This is a genomic window from Parasynechococcus marenigrum WH 8102, assembly GCF_000195975.1.
Taxonomy (GTDB): domain Bacteria; phylum Cyanobacteriota; class Cyanobacteriia; order PCC-6307; family Cyanobiaceae; genus Parasynechococcus; species Parasynechococcus marisnigri.
On record NC_005070.1, the window covers coordinates 95,089 to 117,469 of the forward strand.

Annotated in this window: 25 protein-coding genes; 18 read left to right on the forward strand and 7 right to left on the reverse strand. The window is 57.4% G+C overall.

From position 1 onward, the window contains the following. Positions 1-5: 5 nt before the first annotated feature. Positions 6-905: a tRNA (adenosine(37)-N6)-dimethylallyltransferase MiaA gene (gene miaA, locus TX72_RS00480; protein ID WP_011126972.1), complete on the reverse strand. Its 900-nt coding sequence runs from the start codon at positions 903-905 to the stop codon at positions 6-8. Between the two features lie 154 nt (positions 906-1,059). Here miaA and gyrB point away from each other — a divergent pair, with 154 nt between their 5' ends. The 4 genes from gyrB to TX72_RS00500 are packed head-to-tail and all read left to right on the forward strand — an operon-like array spanning position 1,060 to position 4,129. Continuing rightward, complete coding sequence (gene gyrB, locus TX72_RS00485) at positions 1,060-3,027, forward strand: DNA topoisomerase (ATP-hydrolyzing) subunit B (protein WP_011126973.1); 1,968 nt, start codon at positions 1,060-1,062, stop codon at positions 3,025-3,027. Then, positions 3,027-3,377, forward strand: a complete 351-nt coding sequence (locus TX72_RS00490; protein WP_011126974.1) for a hypothetical protein — start codon at positions 3,027-3,029, stop codon at positions 3,375-3,377. Before gyrB ends, TX72_RS00490 begins: the two co-directional genes overlap by 1 nt. Beyond that, on the forward strand, positions 3,358-3,738 hold the full coding sequence (locus TX72_RS00495) for a FluC/FEX family fluoride channel (RefSeq protein WP_011126975.1): 381 nt from the start codon (positions 3,358-3,360) through the stop codon (positions 3,736-3,738). Before TX72_RS00490 ends, TX72_RS00495 begins: the two co-directional genes overlap by 20 nt. Then, positions 3,731-4,129, forward strand: coding sequence for a fluoride efflux transporter FluC (locus tag TX72_RS00500; protein WP_011126976.1), 399 nt, complete (start codon positions 3,731-3,733; stop codon positions 4,127-4,129). Before TX72_RS00495 ends, TX72_RS00500 begins: the two co-directional genes overlap by 8 nt. Here the strand turns inward: TX72_RS00500 and TX72_RS00505 are convergent. Beyond that, a complete protein-coding gene (locus TX72_RS00505; RefSeq protein WP_011126977.1) occupies positions 4,095-4,568 on the reverse strand; it encodes a glutathione peroxidase in 474 nt (157 codons plus the stop codon). The two genes, TX72_RS00500 and TX72_RS00505, sit on opposite strands and share 35 nt — an antisense overlap. Before the next feature lie 25 nt (positions 4,569-4,593). Continuing rightward, entirely contained in the window at positions 4,594-5,460 is an 867-nt protein-coding gene (locus TX72_RS00510) for a sulfotransferase family 2 domain-containing protein (protein WP_158305704.1), read from the reverse strand. A gap of 252 nt (positions 5,461-5,712) precedes the next feature. On the opposite strand from TX72_RS00510, the gene mgtE reads away from it, so the two are divergent. The 4 genes from mgtE to TX72_RS00530 all read left to right on the forward strand — a co-directional run bounded on the left by mgtE (position 5,713) and on the right by TX72_RS00530 (position 11,201). Continuing rightward, positions 5,713-7,173, forward strand: coding sequence for a magnesium transporter (gene mgtE, locus TX72_RS00515; RefSeq protein ID WP_011126979.1), 1,461 nt, complete (start codon positions 5,713-5,715; stop codon positions 7,171-7,173). Positions 7,174-7,225: 52 nt separating this feature from the next. Next, positions 7,226-8,224 carry an RpoD/SigA family RNA polymerase sigma factor gene (locus TX72_RS00520; RefSeq protein ID WP_011126980.1) on the forward strand — a complete coding sequence of 333 codons (999 nt, stop codon included), beginning with the start codon at positions 7,226-7,228 and terminating at the stop codon, positions 8,222-8,224. Between the two features lie 51 nt (positions 8,225-8,275). Further along, positions 8,276-9,418: a hypothetical protein gene (locus TX72_RS00525; protein WP_148228733.1), complete on the forward strand. Its 1,143-nt coding sequence runs from the start codon at positions 8,276-8,278 to the stop codon at positions 9,416-9,418. A 67-nt stretch (positions 9,419-9,485) separates the two neighbouring features. Next, positions 9,486-11,201: a methyltransferase domain-containing protein gene (locus TX72_RS00530; RefSeq protein ID WP_042502744.1), complete on the forward strand. Its 1,716-nt coding sequence runs from the start codon at positions 9,486-9,488 to the stop codon at positions 11,199-11,201. Here TX72_RS00530 and TX72_RS00535 read toward each other — a convergent pair. Next, a complete protein-coding gene (locus TX72_RS00535; protein WP_011126983.1) occupies positions 11,146-12,081 on the reverse strand; it encodes an alpha/beta fold hydrolase in 936 nt (311 codons plus the stop codon). The genes TX72_RS00530 and TX72_RS00535 overlap by 56 nt on opposite strands. Before the next feature lie 50 nt (positions 12,082-12,131). On the opposite strand from TX72_RS00535, the gene TX72_RS14795 reads away from it, so the two are divergent. Genes TX72_RS14795 through TX72_RS00555 form a run of 5 tightly spaced genes read left to right on the forward strand, consistent with a single transcriptional unit; the run spans position 12,132 to position 15,642 of the window. Continuing rightward, positions 12,132-12,407 carry an AAA family ATPase gene (locus TX72_RS14795; RefSeq protein WP_011126984.1) on the forward strand — a complete coding sequence of 92 codons (276 nt, stop codon included), beginning with the start codon at positions 12,132-12,134 and terminating at the stop codon, positions 12,405-12,407. Beyond that, positions 12,370-13,041, forward strand: coding sequence for an AAA family ATPase (locus tag TX72_RS14800; protein WP_011126985.1), 672 nt, complete (start codon positions 12,370-12,372; stop codon positions 13,039-13,041). Before TX72_RS14795 ends, TX72_RS14800 begins: the two co-directional genes overlap by 38 nt. Then, the gene (locus TX72_RS00545; RefSeq protein WP_011126986.1) at positions 13,028-13,918 is read left to right on the forward strand and encodes a DUF58 domain-containing protein; all 891 of its coding nucleotides are present in this window, start codon (positions 13,028-13,030) and stop codon (positions 13,916-13,918) included. The genes TX72_RS14800 and TX72_RS00545 overlap by 14 nt, the downstream gene beginning before the upstream one ends. Continuing rightward, positions 13,915-15,153, forward strand: coding sequence for a transglutaminase TgpA family protein (locus TX72_RS00550; protein ID WP_011126987.1), 1,239 nt, complete (start codon positions 13,915-13,917; stop codon positions 15,151-15,153). Before TX72_RS00545 ends, TX72_RS00550 begins: the two co-directional genes overlap by 4 nt. Before the next feature lie 33 nt (positions 15,154-15,186). Further along, a complete protein-coding gene (locus TX72_RS00555) occupies positions 15,187-15,642 on the forward strand; it encodes a hypothetical protein (RefSeq protein WP_011126988.1) in 456 nt (151 codons plus the stop codon). A gap of 72 nt (positions 15,643-15,714) precedes the next feature. On the opposite strand, the gene TX72_RS00560 is transcribed toward TX72_RS00555, so the two are convergent. Then, positions 15,715-16,194: a YqhA family protein gene (locus tag TX72_RS00560; RefSeq protein ID WP_011126989.1), complete on the reverse strand. Its 480-nt coding sequence runs from the start codon at positions 16,192-16,194 to the stop codon at positions 15,715-15,717. 46 nt (positions 16,195-16,240) lie between these two features. Here TX72_RS00560 and TX72_RS00565 point away from each other — a divergent pair, with 46 nt between their 5' ends. Continuing rightward, complete coding sequence (locus TX72_RS00565) at positions 16,241-16,450, forward strand: hypothetical protein (RefSeq protein ID WP_042502748.1); 210 nt, start codon at positions 16,241-16,243, stop codon at positions 16,448-16,450. Here TX72_RS00565 and TX72_RS00570 read toward each other — a convergent pair. Beyond that, complete coding sequence (locus TX72_RS00570; RefSeq protein WP_011126991.1) at positions 16,417-18,540, reverse strand: alkyl/aryl-sulfatase; 2,124 nt, start codon at positions 18,538-18,540, stop codon at positions 16,417-16,419. The two genes, TX72_RS00565 and TX72_RS00570, sit on opposite strands and share 34 nt — an antisense overlap. Before the next feature lie 226 nt (positions 18,541-18,766). On the opposite strand from TX72_RS00570, the gene TX72_RS00575 reads away from it, so the two are divergent. From TX72_RS00575 to TX72_RS00590, 4 genes are all read left to right on the forward strand, one after another. Further along, positions 18,767-18,967, forward strand: coding sequence for a hypothetical protein (locus TX72_RS00575; RefSeq protein WP_052298007.1), 201 nt, complete (start codon positions 18,767-18,769; stop codon positions 18,965-18,967). Between the two features lie 98 nt (positions 18,968-19,065). Continuing rightward, on the forward strand, positions 19,066-20,208 hold the full coding sequence (gene mutT / locus TX72_RS00580) for an 8-oxo-dGTP diphosphatase MutT (RefSeq protein WP_011126993.1): 1,143 nt from the start codon (positions 19,066-19,068) through the stop codon (positions 20,206-20,208). 29 nt (positions 20,209-20,237) lie between these two features. Beyond that, complete coding sequence (locus TX72_RS00585) at positions 20,238-20,954, forward strand: hypothetical protein (protein ID WP_011126994.1); 717 nt, start codon at positions 20,238-20,240, stop codon at positions 20,952-20,954. Between the two features lie 9 nt (positions 20,955-20,963). Further along, on the forward strand, positions 20,964-21,923 hold the full coding sequence (locus TX72_RS00590) for a carbohydrate kinase family protein (protein WP_042502754.1): 960 nt from the start codon (positions 20,964-20,966) through the stop codon (positions 21,921-21,923). On the opposite strand, the gene tsaE is transcribed toward TX72_RS00590, so the two are convergent. Continuing rightward, positions 21,890-22,381 (reverse strand): tRNA (adenosine(37)-N6)-threonylcarbamoyltransferase complex ATPase subunit type 1 TsaE, encoded by a 492-nt coding sequence (gene tsaE / locus TX72_RS00595; RefSeq protein ID WP_011126996.1) that lies wholly within the window; start codon positions 22,379-22,381, stop codon positions 21,890-21,892. The genes TX72_RS00590 and tsaE overlap by 34 nt on opposite strands.

Genomic DNA, 22,381 nt, shown 5'->3' on the forward strand with positions numbered 1-22,381 from the left:
ATCCTTCACCTTAGATGCTGCTCGATCAACGTCATCGCCTGATCAAGTTCTGTAGCCGGCGCCAGCCAATGGGGCTGGTGCTGGCGCCGGAACCAGGTGCGCTGACGCTTGGCGAATTGCCGCGTGCGCTGGGTGGTGATTCGGTTGGCTTTCGCCTGGTTCATCGTTCCTTCGAGGAGCTGCAGGGCCTCGCCGTAGCCAATGGTCTGCAGCAATGGCAGATCAGCGCCGTAGCGCTCCGAAAGTTGCCGGGTCTCCTCCACCAACCCGTCGCTGTAGAGCTGGTCGGTGCGCTGCTGAATGCGCTGGCGCAGGTTGGCAGGATCTAGCCCCAGTTCCAAAACCCGCCAGGGCGGTGGTGTAGCTGTGGCCTGGCTGCTCATCGGTCGACCGGTGGCGTACAGCACCTCCAGAGCCCGTTGGGTGCGTACGGCATCAGCGGGGGCGATCTTGGCGCCGGCCGTTGGATCGGCCTGCTGGAGCAGCGGATGGCAGATCGCTTGACCCAATTGGCTCAGCTGCTCACGCAGCTGCGCCTGCGGTGGCACCGCCGGTGGTTTGAGGCCACTGGTGAGGGCCTTGAGATACAAGCCACTACCCCCCACCAGCAGTGCCATGCCCCTGCTTTGCAGCTCACGCTGGATGCAGGGCTCGGCCTCCGCCTGAAATTCCTGCAGGGTGATCGGCTGATCGGGGTTGCGTAGATCCAGCAAATGGTGTGGCACCCGCGCCCGTTGCTCCGCCGTCGGTTTGGCGGTGCCCACGGTCATCTCCCGGTACAGCTGCCTGGAATCCACGTTGATCACCGGCAGATTGAGCCGTTCAGCGATCTCCAGCGACAGGGCTGTTTTGCCGCTGGCGGTGGGCCCCAGCAACGTGATCACCAAGGGTTCTGGCTGCGTCAACAATCAAGCGGGGGGTCCACCCCAGGATGGAACGGCGCGTGAGAGGCCTCTAGATGCCTCTATAGACAGCCGGTGGTAGATTGAGAATGCCAGGTAAAGGTTCAGAGCCATTGCGGCTACCCAGAACCCGGTTCCCAGGCTTAGTCATTTCTGCATGAGCGACGCTTCCAAGGTCCAGAACGCCTACGGCGCTGAGCAGATTCAGGTGCTGGAGGGCCTGGAGCCGGTCCGCAAACGCCCAGGCATGTACATCGGCACCACGGGGCCGCGTGGATTGCACCACCTTGTGTACGAGGTGGTGGACAACTCGGTGGACGAGGCCCTGGCGGGCCATTGCGACCGGATCCTCGTGACCCTCGGCGAGGACGGTTCCGCATCCATCAGCGACAACGGTCGTGGCATTCCCACGGATGTTCACCCGCGCACCGGTAAGAGTGCCTTGGAAACGGTTCTTACCGTGCTCCATGCCGGCGGCAAGTTCGGTGCTGGCGGCTACAAGGTGTCCGGCGGTCTGCATGGCGTCGGTGTGTCCGTTGTCAACGCCCTGAGTGAATGGGTCCAGGTGACGGTGCGCCGTCAGGGGCAGGTGCATCGTCAGCGCTTCGAGCGTGGTGCTGCCATCGGCAGCCTGGCCTCTGAGGACCAGCCCGCCAGCGAAGCCGGCGAGACCGGCACCACCGTGTGCTTCAAGCCGGACATTGAGATCTTCACCGGCGGCATCGTTTTTGATTACGCCACCCTTTCGGCCCGTCTGCGCGAGCTTGCTTACCTCAACGGCGGCGTGCGGATCGTCTTCCGCGATGAACGGGAATCGGCCCGTAATGAGGTTGGCGAGGCCCACGAGGAAACCTATTTCTACGAAGGCGGCATCAAGGAATATGTCGCCTACATGAACACGGAAAAGGATGCCCTCCATCCAGACATCATTTATGTGAATTCCGAAAAGGATGGTGTGCAGGTGGAGGCTGCTCTGCAGTGGTGCTCCGATGCCTATTCGGACAGCATCCTTGGCTTTGCCAACAACATCCGTACTGTGGATGGCGGTACGCACATTGAAGGTCTCAAGACCGTTCTCACCCGCACCTTGAATGCCTTTGCCAAGAAATTAGGCAAGCGCAAGGAATCGGATTCCAACCTAGCGGGTGAAAACATCCGCGAAGGTCTCACCGCCGTGCTGTCGGTGAAGGTGCCGGAGCCGGAGTTTGAAGGCCAAACCAAAACCAAACTCGGCAACACTGAAGTCCGCGGCATTGTCGACAACCTGGTGGGTGAAGGCCTCAGCCAGTTTCTGGAATTCAACCCCTCGGTGATCGGGTTGATTCTGGAGAAGGCGATTCAAGCCTTTAATGCAGCTGAAGCGGCCCGCCGTGCCCGGGAGCTGGTGCGACGCAAGAGCGTTCTGGAGAGTTCAACCCTGCCGGGCAAGTTGGCTGACTGCAGTTCCAGGGATCCCAGCGAATCCGAGATCTACATCGTGGAGGGTGATTCGGCTGGTGGATCCGCCAAACAGGGCCGTGATCGCCGCTTCCAGGCCATCCTTCCATTGCGCGGCAAAATTCTCAACATTGAGAAAACTGATGACGCCAAGATTTATAAGAATACTGAGATCCAGGCATTAATTACGGCTCTAGGCTTGGGCATCAAGGGTGAAGATTTTGACGTAAAAAATCTGCGCTATCATCGCGTTGTAATCATGACCGATGCCGATGTAGATGGCGCCCACATCCGCACCTTGTTGCTCACATTCTTCTACCGTTATCAGAAGGCCTTGGTAGAAGGTGGTTACATCTACATTGCCTGTCCTCCGCTCTATAAAGTAGAGCGAGGAAAGAATCACACCTACTGCTACAACGAAGGGGATTTGCAAAAAACCCTGCAGAGTTTCGGTGAGAAGGCCAATTACACAATCCAGCGTTTCAAGGGCCTTGGCGAAATGATGCCGAAGCAGTTGTGGGAAACCACAATGGATCCCACCACCCGAACGATGAAGCGGGTGGAGATTGAAGATGCGTTAGAGGCGGATCGCATCTTCACGATCCTGATGGGCGACAAGGTGGCACCACGGCGGGAATTCATTGAAACCCACAGTGCCGAGTTGGATATGACAGCTCTCGATATCTGATGCGGCCTGTTCATTCAGGACCTGTTCAATCGGGCGTTGGTCAGATCGGTGGACTGTTGCGCTGGAGCTGGCTGTTGGGTGTCGCCCTGATGGCGCCTGCGGCTTTGCCGGCAGGCGGTGGAGATTGCAGGCAGCCCCAGCTGCGGCGGCGCAGCGGCATTGGTCCTCTGCATCTCAATGCCGAGTCGCCTCTGCAGGTCAGTCCTCTAGCGGTAGCGCCAAGGCTGCGCACCTTGCCGGTGGGCACCTCGTTGCGTTTGCTCAGGCGTTGGTCCGGCTCCGATGGTCAGGACTGGCTACAGGTGCAGACCCTGGCAGGAGAGCAACGTCGTGGCTGGATCCGCGCCTGAGGCACTGCTGGTTGGCCTGGGGGCGATCCCCGGTGCCTGGTTGCGGCTGAAGGTGGTCAATCACTTCGAGCCGATGGTGCCCAAGAAGCACTGGGGCACGCTCCTGGTGAATGTGATTTCCTCCTTTGCCCTTGGCCTCGTGCTGGCGCTTGATGAAACCTGCTCTGCCAGCTCTGGCATCGCTCTGCTGATGGGGGTGGGGTTCTTCGGCACCCTCAGCACCTTTTCCACCTTTGTTGTGGAGCTTTTGAACGAGTTGCGGGCTGGTCATTTGCTTGCCGCTGCCGCCTTGGCCGTGATCTCCATCGTGGCGGGGTTGATCGCCGCTGCCGCCGGTTACGGCCTGGGGGCCTATGGCTGAACAGTTCTCCATGCTGCGCAGCGAACTCACCGAGTTGCTGCTGGTGGCTGTCGGTGCAGTGCCCGGTGCCTTGCTGCGCTGGCAGCTGGCCCATCATCTGGGGGATCAGAACCTGCTGGTCAACGTTTTGGGGGCAGCCCTCCTCGGCTTGCTGGCCGGACGTCCTGTGGCACCTCGCCGACAGTTGCTTGTGGGCATCGGCTTCTGCGGCTCGCTCACCACCTTCAGCAGCTGGATGCTGGCGGCTATGAAGCACGTCAGTGCTGGTGATTGGCCCGCCGCCTTGGGATTAATTGGGCTGACCCTCGGGCTGGGGCTGGGTGCCGCAGCCCTCGGGTTCAGTCTGGGGCGACGGCTCAGGCCGCCAGAGCAGCCTCGATCGGAGCCTTAAGTTCCTCAGGGTCCACACCGCTCTTGTAGCGGGCGATCACCGTGCCGTCCTTGCCCACCAGGAATTTCTCGAAGTTCCAGGCCACGTCACCGGTGGGGTCCATCTGGTTGAGGGTGGAGTATGGCTCGGTGGTGCTGCCCATGGCGTGCACCTTCTCGAACAGCTCGAAGTCGGCGCCGTAGGTGGTGGAGCAGAAGCTCTTGATCTCCTCAAGGCTGCCGGGCTCCTGGGCACCGAAGTCGTTGCAGGGGAAACCCAGCACCGCCAGGCCCTTGTCGGCGTAGGCCGCGTTGAGGCCCTGGAGTCCGGCGTACTGCTTGGTGAAGCCGCAGCGGCTGGCCACATTCACGATCAGGAGAACTTTGCCGGAGTAGTCACCCAGGGATTTGCTGCTGCCGTCGGGAGTGGTGACGGTCACGTTGCTGACGCTGATCGCCATGGTTTCGAGAAAGACAATTTAGATATTAATCATCTTTGTTTTTGTTCTGCTGTGCTCGAATTCTTTCCTCGAGCTGGCTGATCGAAGCGCGTAGTTTGTTTGAGTTCGGCCTCATGGTTAAAAGATGCTGCTTAAGTATTAAGGATGCCATTAAATTTCCAGATTTTTTGTGCCGCGCTGCAATGCGTTTTAAGTCCCTGTTTGTTAATCCTAAATTGGCCAATCGGAATCTGAGTTGATAGCGCTCGCTGATCCATGGTTTCTGCCTGATTGGTGCAGGGTCTGCCATGGCGCTGAGGTCAGTGGAATAACCGTAATGAGCAAAGTCTTCTGCATAGATCAAGCGTATCAGCGATGCTTCTTCTGGATTGATTTCATCCCGATATGTTCCGGTTGAGCCTGTTGGCCGTGGGTTGCGCGTTAACAATTTGATCGAATTTTTTTCCAGAAAGAGTTTCAGGCTCTTGATGTCTTCTATCCTGCCAATATAGGATGGGGTGATGTCCTTTGAGTGTAGAGTAAAGACTTGAGGGCGGTAGTGGATGTCGAATTGGCTTGGATTGATTTTGGTTGAGGATAAGGCTTTTAAAAATTCGAGAAAGGTTGGCTTTGCGTGGGCGTTGAAACCAAATGCTCGTGCGAACGGGAGCCAGACATTCCCAGTGGTTTCTTTGCCCCAGCCAATTTTATTTTTATAGCAAGAAATAGCACGACTGTAGGGATTGCGAGTTATCGTGATGATCTCGTGGTTGGAGTCGTTGGGATATTCGCAGATCTCTTCGATGGCGCGATGAACATTGCCTGTACATCCTCCTAGTAGTGAGTTTTTAATGGTTGAGCATGCCGCTTTTGGGTTGGAGATGTAGGTAATCGATTTATCGGGATGATGCAAAATATTTTTTAGATCAACATATTGCGGACTGGTGTTAATTGGCATATGCGCTCTGCTTAACTCTTGACTGTCAACTCAGACAGATAGCATTCCGCCAGCTTTGCAGCAGTGTCAAGTGCTGAAGCTGATCTTGCGCCGTTGAAAGAGCAAGGGCGCAAAGCTATGGCTGGCCATGGACCAGAGCGAGGTCATCTGTGTGCATGAGGCTCTTCGGCTGTAACGGCCATACACTTGGGCGCCGGCTTGTGAGCGATGACTGAGGGAACCGGGCAGGCGACGGCGGGCGTCACCGTGGAGCATCACCTGCTGGCAGAAGTCGTCACGCGGCAGCTCGAGGCGATGCTCAGCGTTGGTAACTACGACGCAGTGAAGCTCCTGCTGGAGCCGGTGCAGCCGGTGGATGTGGCTGAGGCGATCGGCAATCTTCGGCAGAACCTTCAGGCCATTGCCTTTCGTCTGCTCAGCAAGGACGAGGCCATCAGTGTTTACGAGTACCTCGACACCGTCACCCAGCAGAATCTGCTGAGCCTGCTGCGCTCCGGCGAGATGCAGGAGGTGATGGAAGAGATGTCGCCGGACGATCGGGCGCGGCTGTTTGAAGAGTTGCCGGCCAAGGTGGTGCGTCAGCTGCTGGATCAGCTCAGCCCGGAGGAGCGCAAGGTCACCGCCGAGCTGCTCGGTTACGAAGCCGAAACCGCCGGTCGTCTGATGACGACTGAATACATCGCTCTCAAGGAGAACCAGACCGCCCTTGAGGCCCTTGACATCGTCCGTCGTCGTGCCCGCGACACCGAGACCATTTATTCCCTCTATGTCACTGACAACGAGCGCCGCCTCACCGGCATCCTGTCGTTGCGGGATCTGGTGACCGCTGACCCTCACACGTTGATCCGCGACGTGATGACGGAAGAGGTGCTCAGCGTTCGTACCAACACCGATCAGGAGAAGGTGGCCCGCACGATCCAGCGCTACGACTTTCTGGCGGTTCCCGTGGTTGATCTGGAGCAGCGGCTGGTGGGCATCGTCACCGTGGATGACGTGATCGATGTGATCGAGCAGGAGGCCACCCGTGACCTCTATGCCGCCGGCGCTGTGCAGGCCGGTGATGAGGACGATTACTTCAGCAGCAATCTGTTCACCGTGGCTCGCCGCCGGGTGGTGTGGCTGGCGGTGCTGGTGGTGGCCAGCTTTTTCACCTCCGAGGTGATTGCCGCCAACGAGGAGGTGTTGCAGAAGGTGGTGCTGCTGGCCGCCTTTATTCCGTTACTAGGAGGAACAGGAGGGAACGTGGGGGCCCAGAGCTCCACCGTGGTGATTCGCGGCTTGAGCACCCAAAGCATCAGTGCCCTGGGGCCGTTGAAGGCTGTGGGTCGTGAGGCAATGGCCGGCGCCCTGCTGGGGATTTTGATGATGATCCTGGTGGTGCCCTTCGCCTGGTGGCGCGGCGAAAGCCCGCTGGTGGGTTTGTCAGTCGGCATGAGCCTGCTGGCGATCACCACCCTGGCGGCCACCGCTGGTGCGGCTTTTCCACTGTTGTTCGACCGAATGGGGTTGGACCCGGCGCTGATGTCCACGCCGTTCATCACCACCTGCACGGACGTGGCCGGCACCCTGATCTATCTCAAGACAGCCGAATGGCTGCTGGTGAACCTGCCGCAGCTGCTCACGGCCGCAGGTATTTCTACCCAAATCGCCCCAGTCCTGCTGTCCTGAGAGCTCCTTTACGTTTCTTAGAGGTACTCTTTACATAACTCAAAGAAGCTCCATGGCTCCCGCCGCTGCCACTGCTTCAAAACCTGCGACCTCTGCCCGCAGCGTCAGTGTCGATGTTGATCTGGTCCGTTCCTACCTGCGTGACATCGGCAGGGTCCCCCTGCTCACCCACGAGCAGGAAATCACCCTCGGACGCCAGGTTCAGGATTTGATGGACATCGAGGCAATGCAGACCGAGTTGGAAAGCCGCGATGGTGATAAGCCTTCACGCGACAAGCTCGCCAAGGCGTCAGGTCTCACACCACTTCAGCTGAAGCGCAAGCTGCAGCATGGGCGACGTGCCAAGGAGCGCATGGTGGCTGCCAACCTGCGGCTGGTGGTGAGTGTCGCCAAGAAGTACACCAAGCGGAACATGGAACTGCTGGATCTGATTCAGGAGGGCACGATCGGTTTGGTGCGTGGTGTGGAGAAATTTGATCCCACCCGTGGTTACAAGTTTTCCACCTACGCCTACTGGTGGATCCGGCAGGGCATCACCCGGGCGATCGCTGAGAAGAGTCGTACCATCCGCTTGCCGATTCACATCACGGAGATGTTGAACAAGCTCAAGAAAGGTCAGCGCGAGCTGAGCCAGGAGCTGGGCCGGACCCCCACCATCACAGAGTTGGCGCAGTACGTCGAACTCCCCGAGGATGATGTTAAGGATCTGATGTGCCGTGCACGCCAGCCTGTGAGCCTTGAGATGAAGGTGGGTGATGGCGATGACACCGAGCTGCTCGAACTGCTGGCCGGTGACGCTGATCTTCCCAGCGACCAAGTGGAAGAAGACTGCATGAAGGGCGATCTTCGCAGCCTTTTGGGTCAGCTTCCCCATCTGCAGGAGCAAGTGCTGCGGATGCGCTACGGCATGGATGGCGAAGACCCCATGAGCCTCACCGGCATCGGCCGCATTCTTGGCATGAGTCGAGACCGAGTTCGCAATCTGGAGCGTGATGGTTTAGCTGGACTCCGTCGAATCAGTGATCAGGTTGAGGCCTACGTCGCGAGCTGATATTCGTTTGGCAATCGCTTTACTATGAAACTCAGCTGAGTCTCGTTTGGTTTGAGTCCGAAAATTTCGAGACGTTTTTCAGAGATATACCATCATCAAGGAACTGATGCGCTGCATGAATGTGCAGAACGTCTTTTACTTCTTGGAAAAAGACGTCGGCTTGTTTCTTTAGCCAGATTTGTAATTTCCGAAGATATTGACGATCCTGGTTTGATTCGTCATGGAATCAATAGTTTGTTGGTTCTTGGGCAAGAGCAAAAGGCCAAGACTCTTTTTTTGAATTCACGGGAAAACTTGAATTCTTTTCCTGGCTATATTTCGATGTTGGATCGATACTTTGCGCGTTTTGAGATATTTTGTGGGCTCGAACAGTCCCTGCAAGAGCTTCAAAATCGCTTGCGCTATGAGTTTGTCTATGGTGCAAGCGATGCATCTTTCATTGCCGATCTGTCATCTTTTACGGATATTATTCTTGTATCTAACAGTCTTGATATTTCTTTTTCAGATGAAGAGAAAGGATGTATGCTGGCCATGAAAAAGCCGTTGTTTGTTTATTTTAATATTGGAAATCCTATCCTTTGCCAGGCCCGTGAAGAGTTCTACCCTGCTTCTGCTTCAGAGCTTTTGATCGGCAGCTATCAGCATGTTGTTGATGAAGACCATCGCTTGATTTTTCAGCCATTGATAGGTCATCGTTTTTTGGGTTGTTGGATGAGGATTGAGCGCCAGTGGCATGCTGATTGGCGAAACGTCTGGAAGGATGCATTTGACCATGCGAATCCTGATGTGATGTGCCGTGAATTGAAGGAGGCGCTAATGATTGAAGCTCTCTACCCATTGTCGTTGGCATCAGTCCGTCCCGGTGATTCAGTCAAACGTGTTCCCACCATTGGTGCGATTGCGATTGCCTTGGCTGACGCATTGCGTGAACAACCCGGTTCATTGCTCAGGCGTGTATGGGCTGCAGGGTTTTCGCTATCTCCGTCTTATATCTTTGAAGCATGTTTTGGAATCAACCTTCATGATTTTCCGTTTGAAGCATTGGCTTTGGAGTCAAGAATTGCTAATGGAACAGTGCGAATCATTGGCTCGACAGACTCTGCTCGGTCCGAGTTGGGGGCGCGGAAGCATTTGTCGATAGCTGGGTTGTCTGTCGAGAAATTGAACCGCAGCCTGCGACGGCCGAAGACTTGATCAACTGCTGTTCTGAAGGCAAGCTACTGTTCACTTTGGGATAAATTGGACCCGTTAAGTCGGAGGTATGGCGTTGAATCAGTCTTATTACCGCAACGTCAATCCAGATCTTCTCGATCGGATCCCCTTGAATGCCCAGACCGTCGTTGAGGTTGGCTGTGGTTCCGGCGCACTGGGTGGTGCCTACAAGTTGAGAAATCCTCAGGTTCACTACATCGGTGTTGAGGCGATGCCCGAACCTGCCGCTGATGCGTCAAGGGTGTTGGACCAGGTCATTGTTGGTAATGCGGAAGATCCGTTGTTGTTTAGAGACAATGTCCAGGATGTTGATTGCTTGGTGTACGGCGATGTGCTGGAGCATCTTGTCAATCCCTGGGATTGTCTCAGTCGTCATCTTGAGCTGCTGTCTGAGGAGGGTTTGGTTGTGGCTTGCATTCCCAACGCTCAGCATTGGTCTGTACTTGCAAATTTGCTGCAAGGTCAGTGGCCCCTTGAGGATCAGGGATTATTTGACCGCACCCATCTTCGTTGGTTTACCAAAGCAACCATCGTGGAAGGTTTTCAAAAGCTGGGGTTGACCATTCATGAGATTAAGCCAAGAGTCTTCAAGTTGGATCAAACACGTGCTTTTGTCGAGAAGCTAGAACCTGCCCTGAATAATTTTGGACTCAATCCTCAAAGTGTTCTGAATGGAAGTGCGCCACTTCAGTACGTGGTTGTTGCGGGCTTGAAGCCAATTCAGCGATTGAATGTGGATGGGTTCAGTCAAATCAATCCAGCGTCCATGGGCGAAGTTCGGCTGCGTCAGCCCATGCGAGCTCTTGCGTCGCTGCCGGCAACATCAATGCGTTATGCCACAGATTCATTTACGATTAAAAGTCATTCTGATCAGCTCAAGATCTTCCTGTGGCAGCGACCTGTCTTTATCAATCCAGACAGTGACTTTAAGCAGATACAATCGCTGATTCGTGCTGGCTATATCGTTGTTGTTGACTGGGATGATGATCCTCGGTTTTGGAAGGATATCGCCCCTGCGATTGAACGTACTTTCCGCAGTGTTCATGCCATTCAGGTCACCACGACGGAGCTCGCAGAATTGATCAAGCCGTTTAATCCAGAAGTAGGTGTGTTTCCCAATGCAATGTTTTCGCTGCCAGTACTCTCTCCAGATCGTTTCAATCGAGAAGGTCTCCGCTTATTCTTTGGTGCTCTCAACCGTGAAAAAGATTGGGCGCCGCTGATCGATGATCTCAACGCTGAGTTGCGCGATGCGCCAGACTTCTGGAGTTTCTCTGTGATTCATGATCGCCGTTTTTTCGATGCTCTGGATCTGCCGCCAGCGCGAAAATCGTTTGTTCCAACGTGTGGTTATGACCAATACTTAGCTGAAATGTCTCAGTGCGATGTGGCGTTTCTCCCTCTTATGGATACCCCGTTCAATCACATGAAATCCAACCTGAAGGCGATTGAGGCTGGAAGTTATGGACTCGCTCTTCTCGCCAGTGATGTGTTGTACGAGCGTTCGCTTGTTGACGGCGTTACAGCGCAGTTGTTCCGCGATCCCGCGCAGCTGCGACACCATTTGAAGGATTGGCGCGAACAACCAGATCGTGCACGTCAACTTGGCCAGCAAGCGCGCCACTGGGTTGAATCGGAATGCATGGCTGCGCATCAGGTTGCGCGCCGTGAGGCGTGGTACCGAGACCTTGCATCTCGTCGCGGGAAACTCAATCAGGCGCTGCTGAAGCGTGTTCCTGAACTCGCCGCAACAGCTGCTGATTAACCGTTTCCGGAGCTTCATCATGGGGACAATGCCCTGCACCAGTGATCACCTGTAGTGATCGCACAGTGGGGATGGTTTCGGCCCAGTTCATCGCTTCAGCGAGTGGCTCCCAGGGATCCTTTTCGCCCCAGATCAGATCAACAGGCACCGTGAGATTGCCCATCAATTGTGGTGCTAAGTGGTCATCAAACAGATTGATGAAGCCGCGGAACGCTTCAGCTGCACCATCACGCTGGGTAGGTTGATACAGCAGATTCACCAGTGCGTCATCGATGTTGGCTCCACTGGGATAAGCCTGTTTCAGAACGCTTCGGATCACCCCCGGACGGGCGGCATTACGGAAGAGGGCTGTGCTGAGCCAGCGCTGTCGCACCATCGTTTTCAACAGCGGCCGCACCCAGGTCATCCAGGCGGGTTGGCTGGCCAGCTGTTTGTCGTCCATCAGCCGCTGGGCACAGTCGATCAGCACGACTGAACGGCAGGGGCTGAGACCCGGCGTCTCCTCCAGCATCTGGGCTGCCCTCAGGGCCACGACCCCACCAATCGAGTTGCCCACCAGCAGCACTGGTCGACCGACCACCTCGCGGCAGAAGTCCGCGACCTGCCGGCCCCATAGGTCAAAGCCGTACTGGACTGAGCCAGACTCGCCCACTTCGTCTTTCAGGTGTGCTTTGGGTTGATCACTGCGGCCGAATCCCAGCAAGTCGATCGCATAGGTGGCCGTTGCTTTCGCCAGCACTGGTTGGTTGAAACGCCAGTGCTCTGTATTGGCGCCAAATCCATGGATCAGAATTACCGCAAGCGGAGCATCTGTGTTACCAATCAGCGACCAGCCGATGGTGTGACGATTCCAGCGCCATCGATCGTGCTCTTCGGTCACGCCGATCCCCAAACTTTCAGGAAACTTAGAAAGACCACGCCGTCGCCCGAGTGATCGAATCTCCCCTTGGTGTTCTGGTCGACGGCATCAGCTCAGTGCTGATTGGCAAACGTGATCAGGTCCAACTTGCTGTGAGCTGTGTGTTAGCAGGTGGTCATCTCCTGATCGAGGACCGCCCGGGCATGGGTAAGTCCACGTTGGCGGAAGCGACTGCCTGTGCCTTCGGCCTGGCGTTCAAAAGGGTGAGCTTCACCAGCGATCTGTTGCCCGCCGATCTGATTGGCATCAATGTGTTTAACCCCGGGAACGACCGAGTTCCGCTTTAAGCCTGGTCCGATCTTCACCCAGGTGCTGCTGGCGGATGAGATCAATCGGGCCAGCCCCCGCACTCAGAGCGCCCTTCTGGAGGCCATGGCGGCCAGTCGGGTGAGCGTGGATGGCATCAGCCACTCCTTGCCTCAGCCGTTTGTTGTGATCGCGACACAGAACAGCCTGGATCAGGTGGGCACCAGCCCACTGCCTGAGGCGCAATTGGATCGCTTTCTCATGCGCATTCACCTGGGATTTCCCGACCGCCAGGCTGAGCGTGCCCTTCTCAAGAACACTTCCCTCACCATCGCTGAGATCAGCAGTGGCCTTGATCCTGCGGCTCTGATGTCCCTGCAGCAGCAGTGCCGTCAACAGCACACCTCCGGTCTGCTGCTGGATTACGTGCTTGATCTGGTGGAGGCGAGCCGAGGCGCCGGCGTGGGGCTCTCACCCCGTGCCAGCCAGGGGTTGCTGGCGGCCGCCCGGGCCTGGTCGTTGCTGCAGGGTCGCGACCATGTTCGTATTGATGATGTCCAGGCTGTGTTCCCGTCCGTTGCGGAACATCGACTGGATTCCGGTGCCCTCGCGGACCACAGCGGTGGCTCTCCCCTCAGCCAGACCGTGCTCCAGAAGGTGAATGCACTCCGTTGAGCCTCCCCTCCTGCGTCGCTCCCGTAGTGCGCAGCTGCGCCTCGGTCTTCGCAACGTGTACATCGTGCCGACCCGCTTCGGTTTGCTCTGGCTGGCAGGGGTCGCCCTGCTTCAGCTCGTGGCGATTCAAACCAGGAGCAACGGCACGTTGCTGCTCGGTTGTCTGTTGTTGGGGTTGATGCTGTTCGCGATGCATCTCACCCACGACAACCTCAACGGGTTGCACCTGGTTTGCGATCAGCCTGCTCCAGGTTTTGCTTCTCAATCGGTGCCTTACTCCCTGCGCTTGCGAAGCCGGGTGGCCCGTCAGCGTCTGCGGTTGCAGCTGAAGGGCGGTGAATCCCTGGTGTTGGAAAGCCTGGAGGTCGGAGAAACGTCGATCAACCTCTCGTGGTGTCCGCAGCAACGTGGACTGCAACGGCCCGCTCCGCTGCACATCGAAACCATTGCGCCGTTGGGGTTGTTTGTCTGTTGGAGTCGCTGGGAACCCTCCTGCGAGCAGTTGATCATTCCGGCTCGGCGTCCTGGACCGGTGGCCGACCGACAGCCACGTTGCTTTCAGGACGGCATGGAGGACTGGCAGGACCTCAAGCCCTATCGAGCAGGAGAGCGGTTTGCCTTGGTGGATTGGTCCAGCCTGGCCAAGGGGCGCCCTCTGCAATCCAAGCAGTTTTCCGATCCCGAGCAGCATCAGTACCAGCTGCGACCGGTACCGGGACTTGCCTTCGAGACTGCGTTGGAGCACCTGGCTGACCGCATCTGGCGTCTGCATCAGCGCGGCGAAATCTATGGGCTTGAGCTACCCGGTCGTTGCCTGCCACCGCAGCGGGGTCTGCGGCACCGTGATGCCTGCCTCGAGGCCCTGGCGCTGGCATGAAACGCGCTTTGGCCTGGTTCACTGGCTGTCTGCTCGTCTTGCAGTGTTCAGGGCTGGATCTGGCTTGGTTGCTCAGTTGGCCAACGCTTGGCCTGGTGCTGGTCTCAAGCCTGAAGCTGTTGGAAGCTCGCCAACCAGCCGATCACCGCCTGGTGGCCCTGCTTCAACTTCTGGCTGTGGGATTGCTGGCGGCTCAGATGCCGGGGCTGCTGGCCAGTCTTCTTCAACTGTTCACCGCTCTGTTCGCTCTGGCGGCTCTGCTGGCCCAGGAGCTGGGGGGGGCCTTGCGATGGAGACGGTTGCTGCTGCGCAGCGGCCAATTGATCGCGGCAGCCCTGCCATTGGCAGCGGTGTTGTTTCTGTTTCTGCCCCGCATCGGTCCGTTATGGATCACCGACGTCGGTTCGGGTCAAGTGGCGACCACTGGGCTGTCGCCCGAACTCGATCCCTTGGGTATCGCCGAGCTGGTGCGCCGTGACGCTCCGGCTGCCCGGGTCAGGTTCTCGGGCGCTTTACCGGTGGAGCCTTACTGGAGGGTTCTGGTGCACGACCGTTTTGATGGCCGCCGATGGTTGCGCTCGGCGGTGGCGCGAAGCCGGCCACCATTCACGCCAGCCGTGGTGAGCGCCACCACCCAATGGTGGAGCCTCGAGCCTGCCCGCAGCCGATCGGTCCCCTGGGATGGGGCTTCGCTGCCAGCGTCTGCGGATCTACAGATCCAGCCCGATGGTGAGTTGATGCTCTGGCAGCCCCTATCCCAGCCTCGCACCGTGCGACTGCAGCTGAGCTCTGAACCGCTTCCCTGGCAGCAACAGCCGCCGACGGCCAGGGACCTGCAGTTCCCTCCCCGTGGCCAGCTGTCTCGGTTGGAAGCCCTTGCCGCGCAGTGGGCTGCCCTCCCCCGCGACGTCGACCGTTTGGCGGCCGCAGAGGCCTGGTTCCGTTCCCAACCCTTTCGCTACAGCTTGGCTCCAGGTGATCTCCGGGAGGCTGGCCTTGATGGATTTCTGTTCGATCAGCAGGTGGGCTTCTGCGGCCATTACGCCAGTGAGTTCACGGCGTTGATGCGTGCCGCCGGCGTTCCGGCTCGGGTGGTCAGTGGGTACCAGGGCGGCTTGTCGGTGCAACCGCTTGGTGGCAGCCCTTATCTCGAGATTCGGCAGAGCGATGCCCACGCCTGGAGCGAGATCTGGTTGGCGGGGGAAGGGTGGAGGCAGGTGGATCCCACTACCTGAGTTGGAGGTGGTTCAGTCGCATCTCGGGAGGCTGTGCTGGGTCGAAATCTCGGCGGGCCTCGGCGGGGGTGGTGGCGTTGGCTGCAGTGGCAGTGGTGGGGCCTTGATCTGGCCTGGAACCGCTGGTGGCTGAGTTTTGATCAGACCGCCCAGACGGCCTGGCTGAACCAGCTGCTTGGCTCCAACCCGAACTGGATCGGCTGGCTGGTCTTGGCCGGTGGGGCCTTGGCGTTTGCACTGGGTTTGCGAGTCACGCGTTGGCGGGCCGTTGCCACTCCGATTCAGCGGACCTTGCGATTGCTCGAGACATTGGACGTCACCCCGCAGCCTGGGGAATCCTTCGCGGCCCTCTGCCATCGCGCCGCTGCATCCACTCCGAGCTGTCCGTGCCGTTGCTGGCCGTGGCCGAAGCTCACCAGCAGCTTGCCCATGCACCTCTCTCCCGCCGTGAGCGTCAGCTGCAGCAACGGCTTTGGCAGCAGGCACTGAGGCACCTGGCCCGCAGCGTCAGTGATTTCTGGTCTGTCCGAGCAGCCAGGCGCTGAAGGCCAGCATCAAAACTCAGGCGCAGAACATCAGCAGCTCCGTTCTCGTGGTGACCTTGAACCCCACCATGTATTTGAAAGCGGTCACGATCAAGGCCACCACGATCACCTTGGTGAGCTTCTGTTTGAGGCCGTCCAGCGATTCGATGTTCAGCAGGTTGCGCCGAACGTCGGACGCCTCTTGCTGGCGTGGATCAATGTCTGAGATCACCAGCTCGTAAATCCCGTATCCGAAAATCAACAGAGCGATGCCAATCAGGTAGTAATCGATTCCGCCGACCACCTTGCCAATTAACAGGGTGCTGTTGGTGTGGGTGAAGTGGCCTTGAAAGACCCTGCTGAGCACGCTGACTTCGGCGTAGGTTCCGATCACAAAACAACTCACACTCCCGAACAGGCTCATCACCACCGGCACCAGGGTGATCAGGCGGAATTTCCAGATCATCGATTCAAAGCGTCGCTCCAGGACAGTGGTTCGAGGCTTTGGCCGGCTCATGGCAGATCGATCGTTGGTTCCGTCAGTTTCTGATCAAACGGTATTCATGGGTGTGATTTCGAGATCAGTGCCGGCGATGGCCCAGCACCTGCTGGGCTGGTGGCAGATCAATGGACGCTGTGATTCGGCACAGAAGCCGTGGATGGTCAACCTTGCAGGCCGCTGGCCAACGGTCACCGACGAGCTTGATCTTTATGGCATCTGGATCGCCGAGGTGATGCTTCAGCCACCTGCCGTATCGGCTGGCTCTGATTGACGCAGCGGTTGTGCTGGGTTGACATCGACTCCCTGATTGCTGCCGGCAGGTGTTGTGCCAGGAAGAATTTCGAAGTCTGGTGTGAACTGCACAAGCATGGAGCGCAAGTTGTCTGCCACAGCCCGGCTGCCATCAAGCTGCATGACCCCTTCCTTAACCAGCTGATCAAAATCGGCGCTGCCGGTCATCAGGCGCTCAAGTTGCTCGCGTTTGATCGTGATCGTTAAATCGGGATTCTGCCCTACGTAACCCTGGATGCTTGTGAGGGCGTCGTTGCTCAGCTCGATTGCAAACCGTTCCTCGTTGTCTGGGGTGATCAAATTGATGCGGAAGGCCTTTCCCGCGGTTTGACCCGGATCCAGGCGGATCCCTAGGAAATCAAGCCATAGCTGGGTGGACATGGCTTTGATCATGTCTGGGCCTGATGTTTTGGGAATGGCACCAGAGGGGATGCCAGAGCGAAGCTCCAACGCGGCAGCTAGAAAGCTGTTATGCACGCTTGGACTTTCTTTTTGGTACCCGATCTGTTCGAAGGCATCAGCGAGCAGATCCTTGGCTGTGGTGTTAATAGGCTGGGCGTAGATCAGCTTGTTGAGAATTTCTGTCGCGAGAAGGTACTGTCCGGCCTTGATGAGTGCCTTTGCTTTGGTGAGGATTGGTGTTGCACCTCCCATCATTTCCACGTAGAGCGGGGCTGAATCAGACGGCGAAAGCGGTGTCAGTGTTGTGGGGTTGGCGTCCCAATACCCCAAATAGCGGTTGATCACAGCACGGCTGTTGTGCTCTTCAGACCCGTGATAGCTGTGAGCTGCCCACTGCTGTTTCAGGCTCTCTGGGAGGGTATAAACATTGTGAATCTCATTAATCATCACGCCTTTATTGGCGTGATGAAGCACATTGTTGTTGAGATGGGCATAGGCATCTCGCTGCACCCGCATCACTTCCTGAATGCGCACATTGCCCCAGCGTGGCCAGCTGTGTGAGGCGAACATCACATCGGCTTTGGTCCCATATCGAAAGAGAGCCTCATTAATCTTCTTGCTCCACTCCAGGGGGTCGCGGATCAAGGCACCACGCAGTGTATAAATGTTGTGAATGGTGCCGGTAATATTTTCTGCAGCCCAGAATGTTTTGAACTGAGGGAACCAGGTGTTCATCTCCGCTGGGGCTTCAGTGCCAGGAGTGTTCTGAAACTCCATCTCGATGCCATCAACGGTTAGCCGCTCGATCGGCTTGCTGATGATGCGAGAAGGTGGAATTAGGCCCGTCGTTCCAGCAGCGGTGTTCTCGTCAATGGATTGATCAACATGTCCGAATGGGCTGCGAGACAATAAAACACCATATTGGTAAAAGAGGCGACGGTTCATCGCGTTGCCTGCATAGACATTCTCACTAACGGCATGGTCCATGAAGCCCACAGGAGCAATCACCGGAACTTTTCCACTGAGTACATCTTTTTCATCGACAACTCCCCGAATTCCGCCGAAGTGATCTGCGTGGGAATGGGAAATTACAACAGCAGTGACAGGCCGTTCGCCTAGCTGATCATTGATGAGGTCGAGGGCTGCGCGAGCAGTTTCTTTGGCCGTGAGTGGGTCGAAGACGATCCAGCCTCGATCCCCCTTAATGAAAGAGATATTGGCTAGGTCGTAACCACGCACTTGATAGATGCGATCTGGAACGACCTCATACAATCCATAGGCCATGTTGAGTACTGCTTGCCGTTGAAGGGAGGGGTGAATGCTCTCAAAATCCTTTCCGTTGAGCAGCCATTCGTAGCTCTCCATATCCCAGACAACCGTTCCATCGTCTTTAAGGATTTGCTTGTAGGGGGGTGCTGCAATAAATCCCTTTTTTGCTTCATCGAAATCGCGGGTGTCATCGAAAGGAAGAGCGCCTTTGTTCTTTAGCCAGAGTTCGACGGTAGCCGCACTGGCCCCCTTGCCCTTCGGATGAAAATGCTTTCCGTGGGCGGCGCCTGGATCGGAAAGAATTGCTCCTCCGCCAGCTGCCAGCGCCGTGGCGGGAAGACTGAGGAGCGGGATAAGTGCACTCGCTCCAGCAATCAGTAACTTGGTTGTTATGGCCATGATTGCGTGCAGCTTTAAATCGTGTTTAGTGCTTCTCGGGGGGGGGAGGGCGTCAACGTCTTCTGCTGCAATGTCATGGTTAAAGGGTGAGTGAAATGAATGCGTTGCAGGCGATCGCAGGGTTCAATCTCTAGAGCTCGGTCACTTCCCCATTTCACAGGTCACTTTTGTAGTTGACTCCGCAAAAGGCCTGATGCATTTGGCTTACGAGTTCAGGATTTACGATATGACTGAATTTTTGGAAGGCCTGCGTGCTCGGCTCGGCCCTCCTCTGAGCACAAGTTTTGACGACGACACCTGCAACGACCAGGACTGGGTTTGGAACACCGGTGACGATCTGATCACCGCTGGGAAGCAGGACTTTTCCGGGAAGCAGGCTTTCCTGATTTCCCACCGTCCCAGCGGTTTGCGACCCGAAACACTCTGAAGCGACAGCTCAATCCGAGAGAGGCGAGGCATGGATCCCGTCACCCATGTCCTCTAACAAGATGATCCATGTCAATCAGAGCGGGGTTGTGCTGCTTGATGGGTCAACGAAGCGGCGCCGAACATCGTGACCTCAGCGCCCTAGCGCCTGAGCTCAGTCAATCCCTGTTGGCCTGGTGGGAAATTCATGGTCGGAAGGACCCTGCGCTCAAGCCGTGGATGTTCACCAAGGACGGCAGGTGGCCCGAACCCCATGAACATCTCAATGTCCTGGAGTGCTGGATCGCCGAGGTGATGCTGCAGCAGACCCAGCTGAAGGTGGTTTTGCCCTATTGGCAGGGTTGGATGAAGGTGTTTCCCACCGTTGATGCGTTGGCCGCGGCGTCGCTTGAGCAGGTGCGGTTGCAATGGCAGGGCCTTGGCTATTACTCCCGAGCCCGCCGTCTGCACGCTGCAGCGCAGCGTTTAGCCCAGGGACCATGGCCCCGGGATCTGGACAGTTGGATGGGTCTGCCGGGCATTGGCCGCACCACCGCAGGCAGCATTTTGTCCAGTGGCTTCAACGCACCTTTGGCAATCCTCGACGGCAACGTCAAGCGTGTGTTGGCGCGTTTGCATGCGCACCCTCGCCCTCCCGCCCGTGAGCAGGTCTTGTTCTGGCAGTGGAGTGAAGTCTTGCTGGATCCGGCGCGACCCCGGGATTTCAACCAGGCCCTGATGGATCTCGGGGCCACGGTCTGTACCCCCCGCAACCCCGACTGTGGGAGATGTCCGTGGCAGTTCTGTTGTGCTGCCTACGCTGCCGGCGATCCGACCCGCTGGCCGATGACCGATGCCCCGAAACCCCTCCCCTTTCAGGTGATCGGTGTCGGGGTGGTGTTGAACGCTGAAGGTCACGTCTTGATTGATCAGCGCCTTGATGAGGGGCTTCTCGGTGGCCTGTGGGAGTTCCCTGGCGGTAAGCAGGAGCCTGGTGAATCGATCGAGGCCTGCATCGAGCGGGAGCTCAAGGAGGAGTTGGGCATTGTGATCAGCGTCGGCGAGGAGCTCATCACGCTGGACCACGCCTACAGCCACAAGAAACTACGGTTTGTGGTGTATCTGTGTGCCTGGGTCTCCGGTGATCCTCAGCCTTTGGCCAGCCAACAAGTTCGCTGGGTGAGTCCAGATCAACTCGACACTTTTGCGTTTCCTGCTGCTAACGCCAAAATGATTGAGGCGTTGCGGAGGTCAATCAACTGATTGGTCTTTGTTTTCTGATTAAGCAGGGGGTGGATCATCTGCCCCTGTGGGGTCATTTTCTGGCCGGAGTTTCACGAGAAGAGGTGCGTTGTTATGTCCATGCCAAAACGGCTAAGCCTGAGCAAGTTTTGGAACATACCTGGATCGACCCTGATCCATTGCCTACGGCTTGGGGCTGTTTAAGCCTTGTGTTGGCCAGTCGCAGGTTGTTTGAACAAGCCTGGGGTGATGGTTGTACTGCGATGGTGTTGCTGTCCGGAGATATGCTTCCGCTGAAATCGTTTCAAGAGATTCGACAGATCTGTCTTGAGACGCAATTGTCTCTGCAGCCCCGTACTGGCTTGAAACAGCAGCAGCAGGAAGCCAATCAGCGTCGTTTCGAAGAGATCGCGCCTTGGTTTGGCTTGCGTCAGTCTGTCTTACGTAAGCAGAATATGTTTTTTGCGGTTACAGCGGCTGACTACGCTTTGCTGCGGCAATTTGACCCGTCAACGTTTCCTCTTGATCGATTGGCGGATGAGTATTTCTGGGTGAACTGTCTCATTCGATCAGGACTTGCTGTGCGTGATAGCCGTTTCGTGTTTTGTAATTCCGATCTGACACGCACTCAGGCTGCTTCGTTTCATTTGGATGAAACTCTGGCGACCCAATGTGGTGAGGGTGGATATTGCTTTATCCGTAAGGTGGCTTCAGTTTCCCGTTGGGCTGACGTGCGGCTGAGGAACGTGTATGCCGGGGGTTGTTAAGGCGCAGTCGTGAATTCAGATTTGCCGGTGGTTTGCCTTGGGGAAGCCTTGATCGATCGGTTGGGGCCCCCAGGAGGTGATCCGGCCATCGATGGTCCGCTCGACGATCGTCTCGGCGGGGCACCCGCCAACGTGGCCTGTGGGTTGGCGCGATTGGGAACAAGCGTCGCTTTTCTGGGCCGGCTGGGTGCTGACGCCATTGGCGATCGTTTCGCAACGTTGTTTCTTCAACGAGGTGTCGATGTCGACTCAGTGCAGTGGGATGCACAGCGTCCCTCTCGCATTGTGCTGGTGCGTCGCAGCGCTGATGGTGAGCGGCAGTTTCGAGGGTTTGCCGGCGATGAAGGGCTGGGCTTTGCCGATCAGGCCCTCGCATCAGTGGAATTGCCCAAGCAAGCCCGATGGTTGCTCACAGGCACCCTCCCTTTGGCTGCTCATGCCTCTGCAGATTCCCTGCGCGGAGCTGTAGCTCAGTCCAAGGCACGAGGCATTGCTCTCGCTGTGGATGTGAACTGGCGCCCCACCTTTTGGGACAGTGCGGCCCGCCCGGACGCTGGGCCTTCTCAGCAGGCCATCGAGCTGATCCGACCCCTGCTGGAGCAGGCGGCCCTGATCAAGCTGGCCCGTGAGGAGGCGATCTGGTTGTTTGGTTCAACGGACCCGCGGGCCATCTGTACCCAGCTCCCCCAGGAGCCGGATGTGGTGGTGACGGACGGTGCTGAACCGGTGCGTTGGTGGATGGATGGTGCATCTGGCACGCAGCCTGCTTTTCACCCGCCGCAGGTGGTCGACACCACCGGCGCTGGTGATGCCTTCACCGCAGGCTTGTTGCATCGTTGGTCCGCGTCCCCTGCTGAACGGGTTCGATTCGCCTCCGCCTGCGGTGCTCTGGTCTGCGCTGGTGCCGGTGGGATTGATCCGCAGCCCACGGAAGCTCAGGTGGAGGCGTTTTTGGGTGGCGTGAGCTGAGCCCGTCGTCCTGTCTGTATGTATGTGAGCTCCAATCGCCAGGCCTCTGGGAGTTGAAGACCCAGTCGCTCCGGCCACTCCACAGCCATCAGTGCCCCGAGGGCGCGCGCTTCCTCTTCTTCCTGCAGAAACAGTTCATCCGCTGATCCGGAATCCTCGAGTCGGTAGAGATCCAGATGCACGAGGGGCGGATTCCCGTCCGCGTAGTGCTGGGCCAGGGCGAAGGTCGGACTGGTGATCGGTTCGGTGATGCCGCAGGCCAGGGCAAGGCCCTGCACGAGGGAGGTTTTGCCGGCACCCAGTTCTCCCTGGAGCAGCAGGATGCTTCCCCTGGGCAGTTGTTTTGCCAGGTGCTGCCCCAGTCGCTGGGTCGTCTCAAGGGTCTCAAGCTCCCAGACACACTGTGTAAAGTCCGGACCGAGCGAGCCCGAAGCCTCGGCGTCTCTGCAGAGATTCAC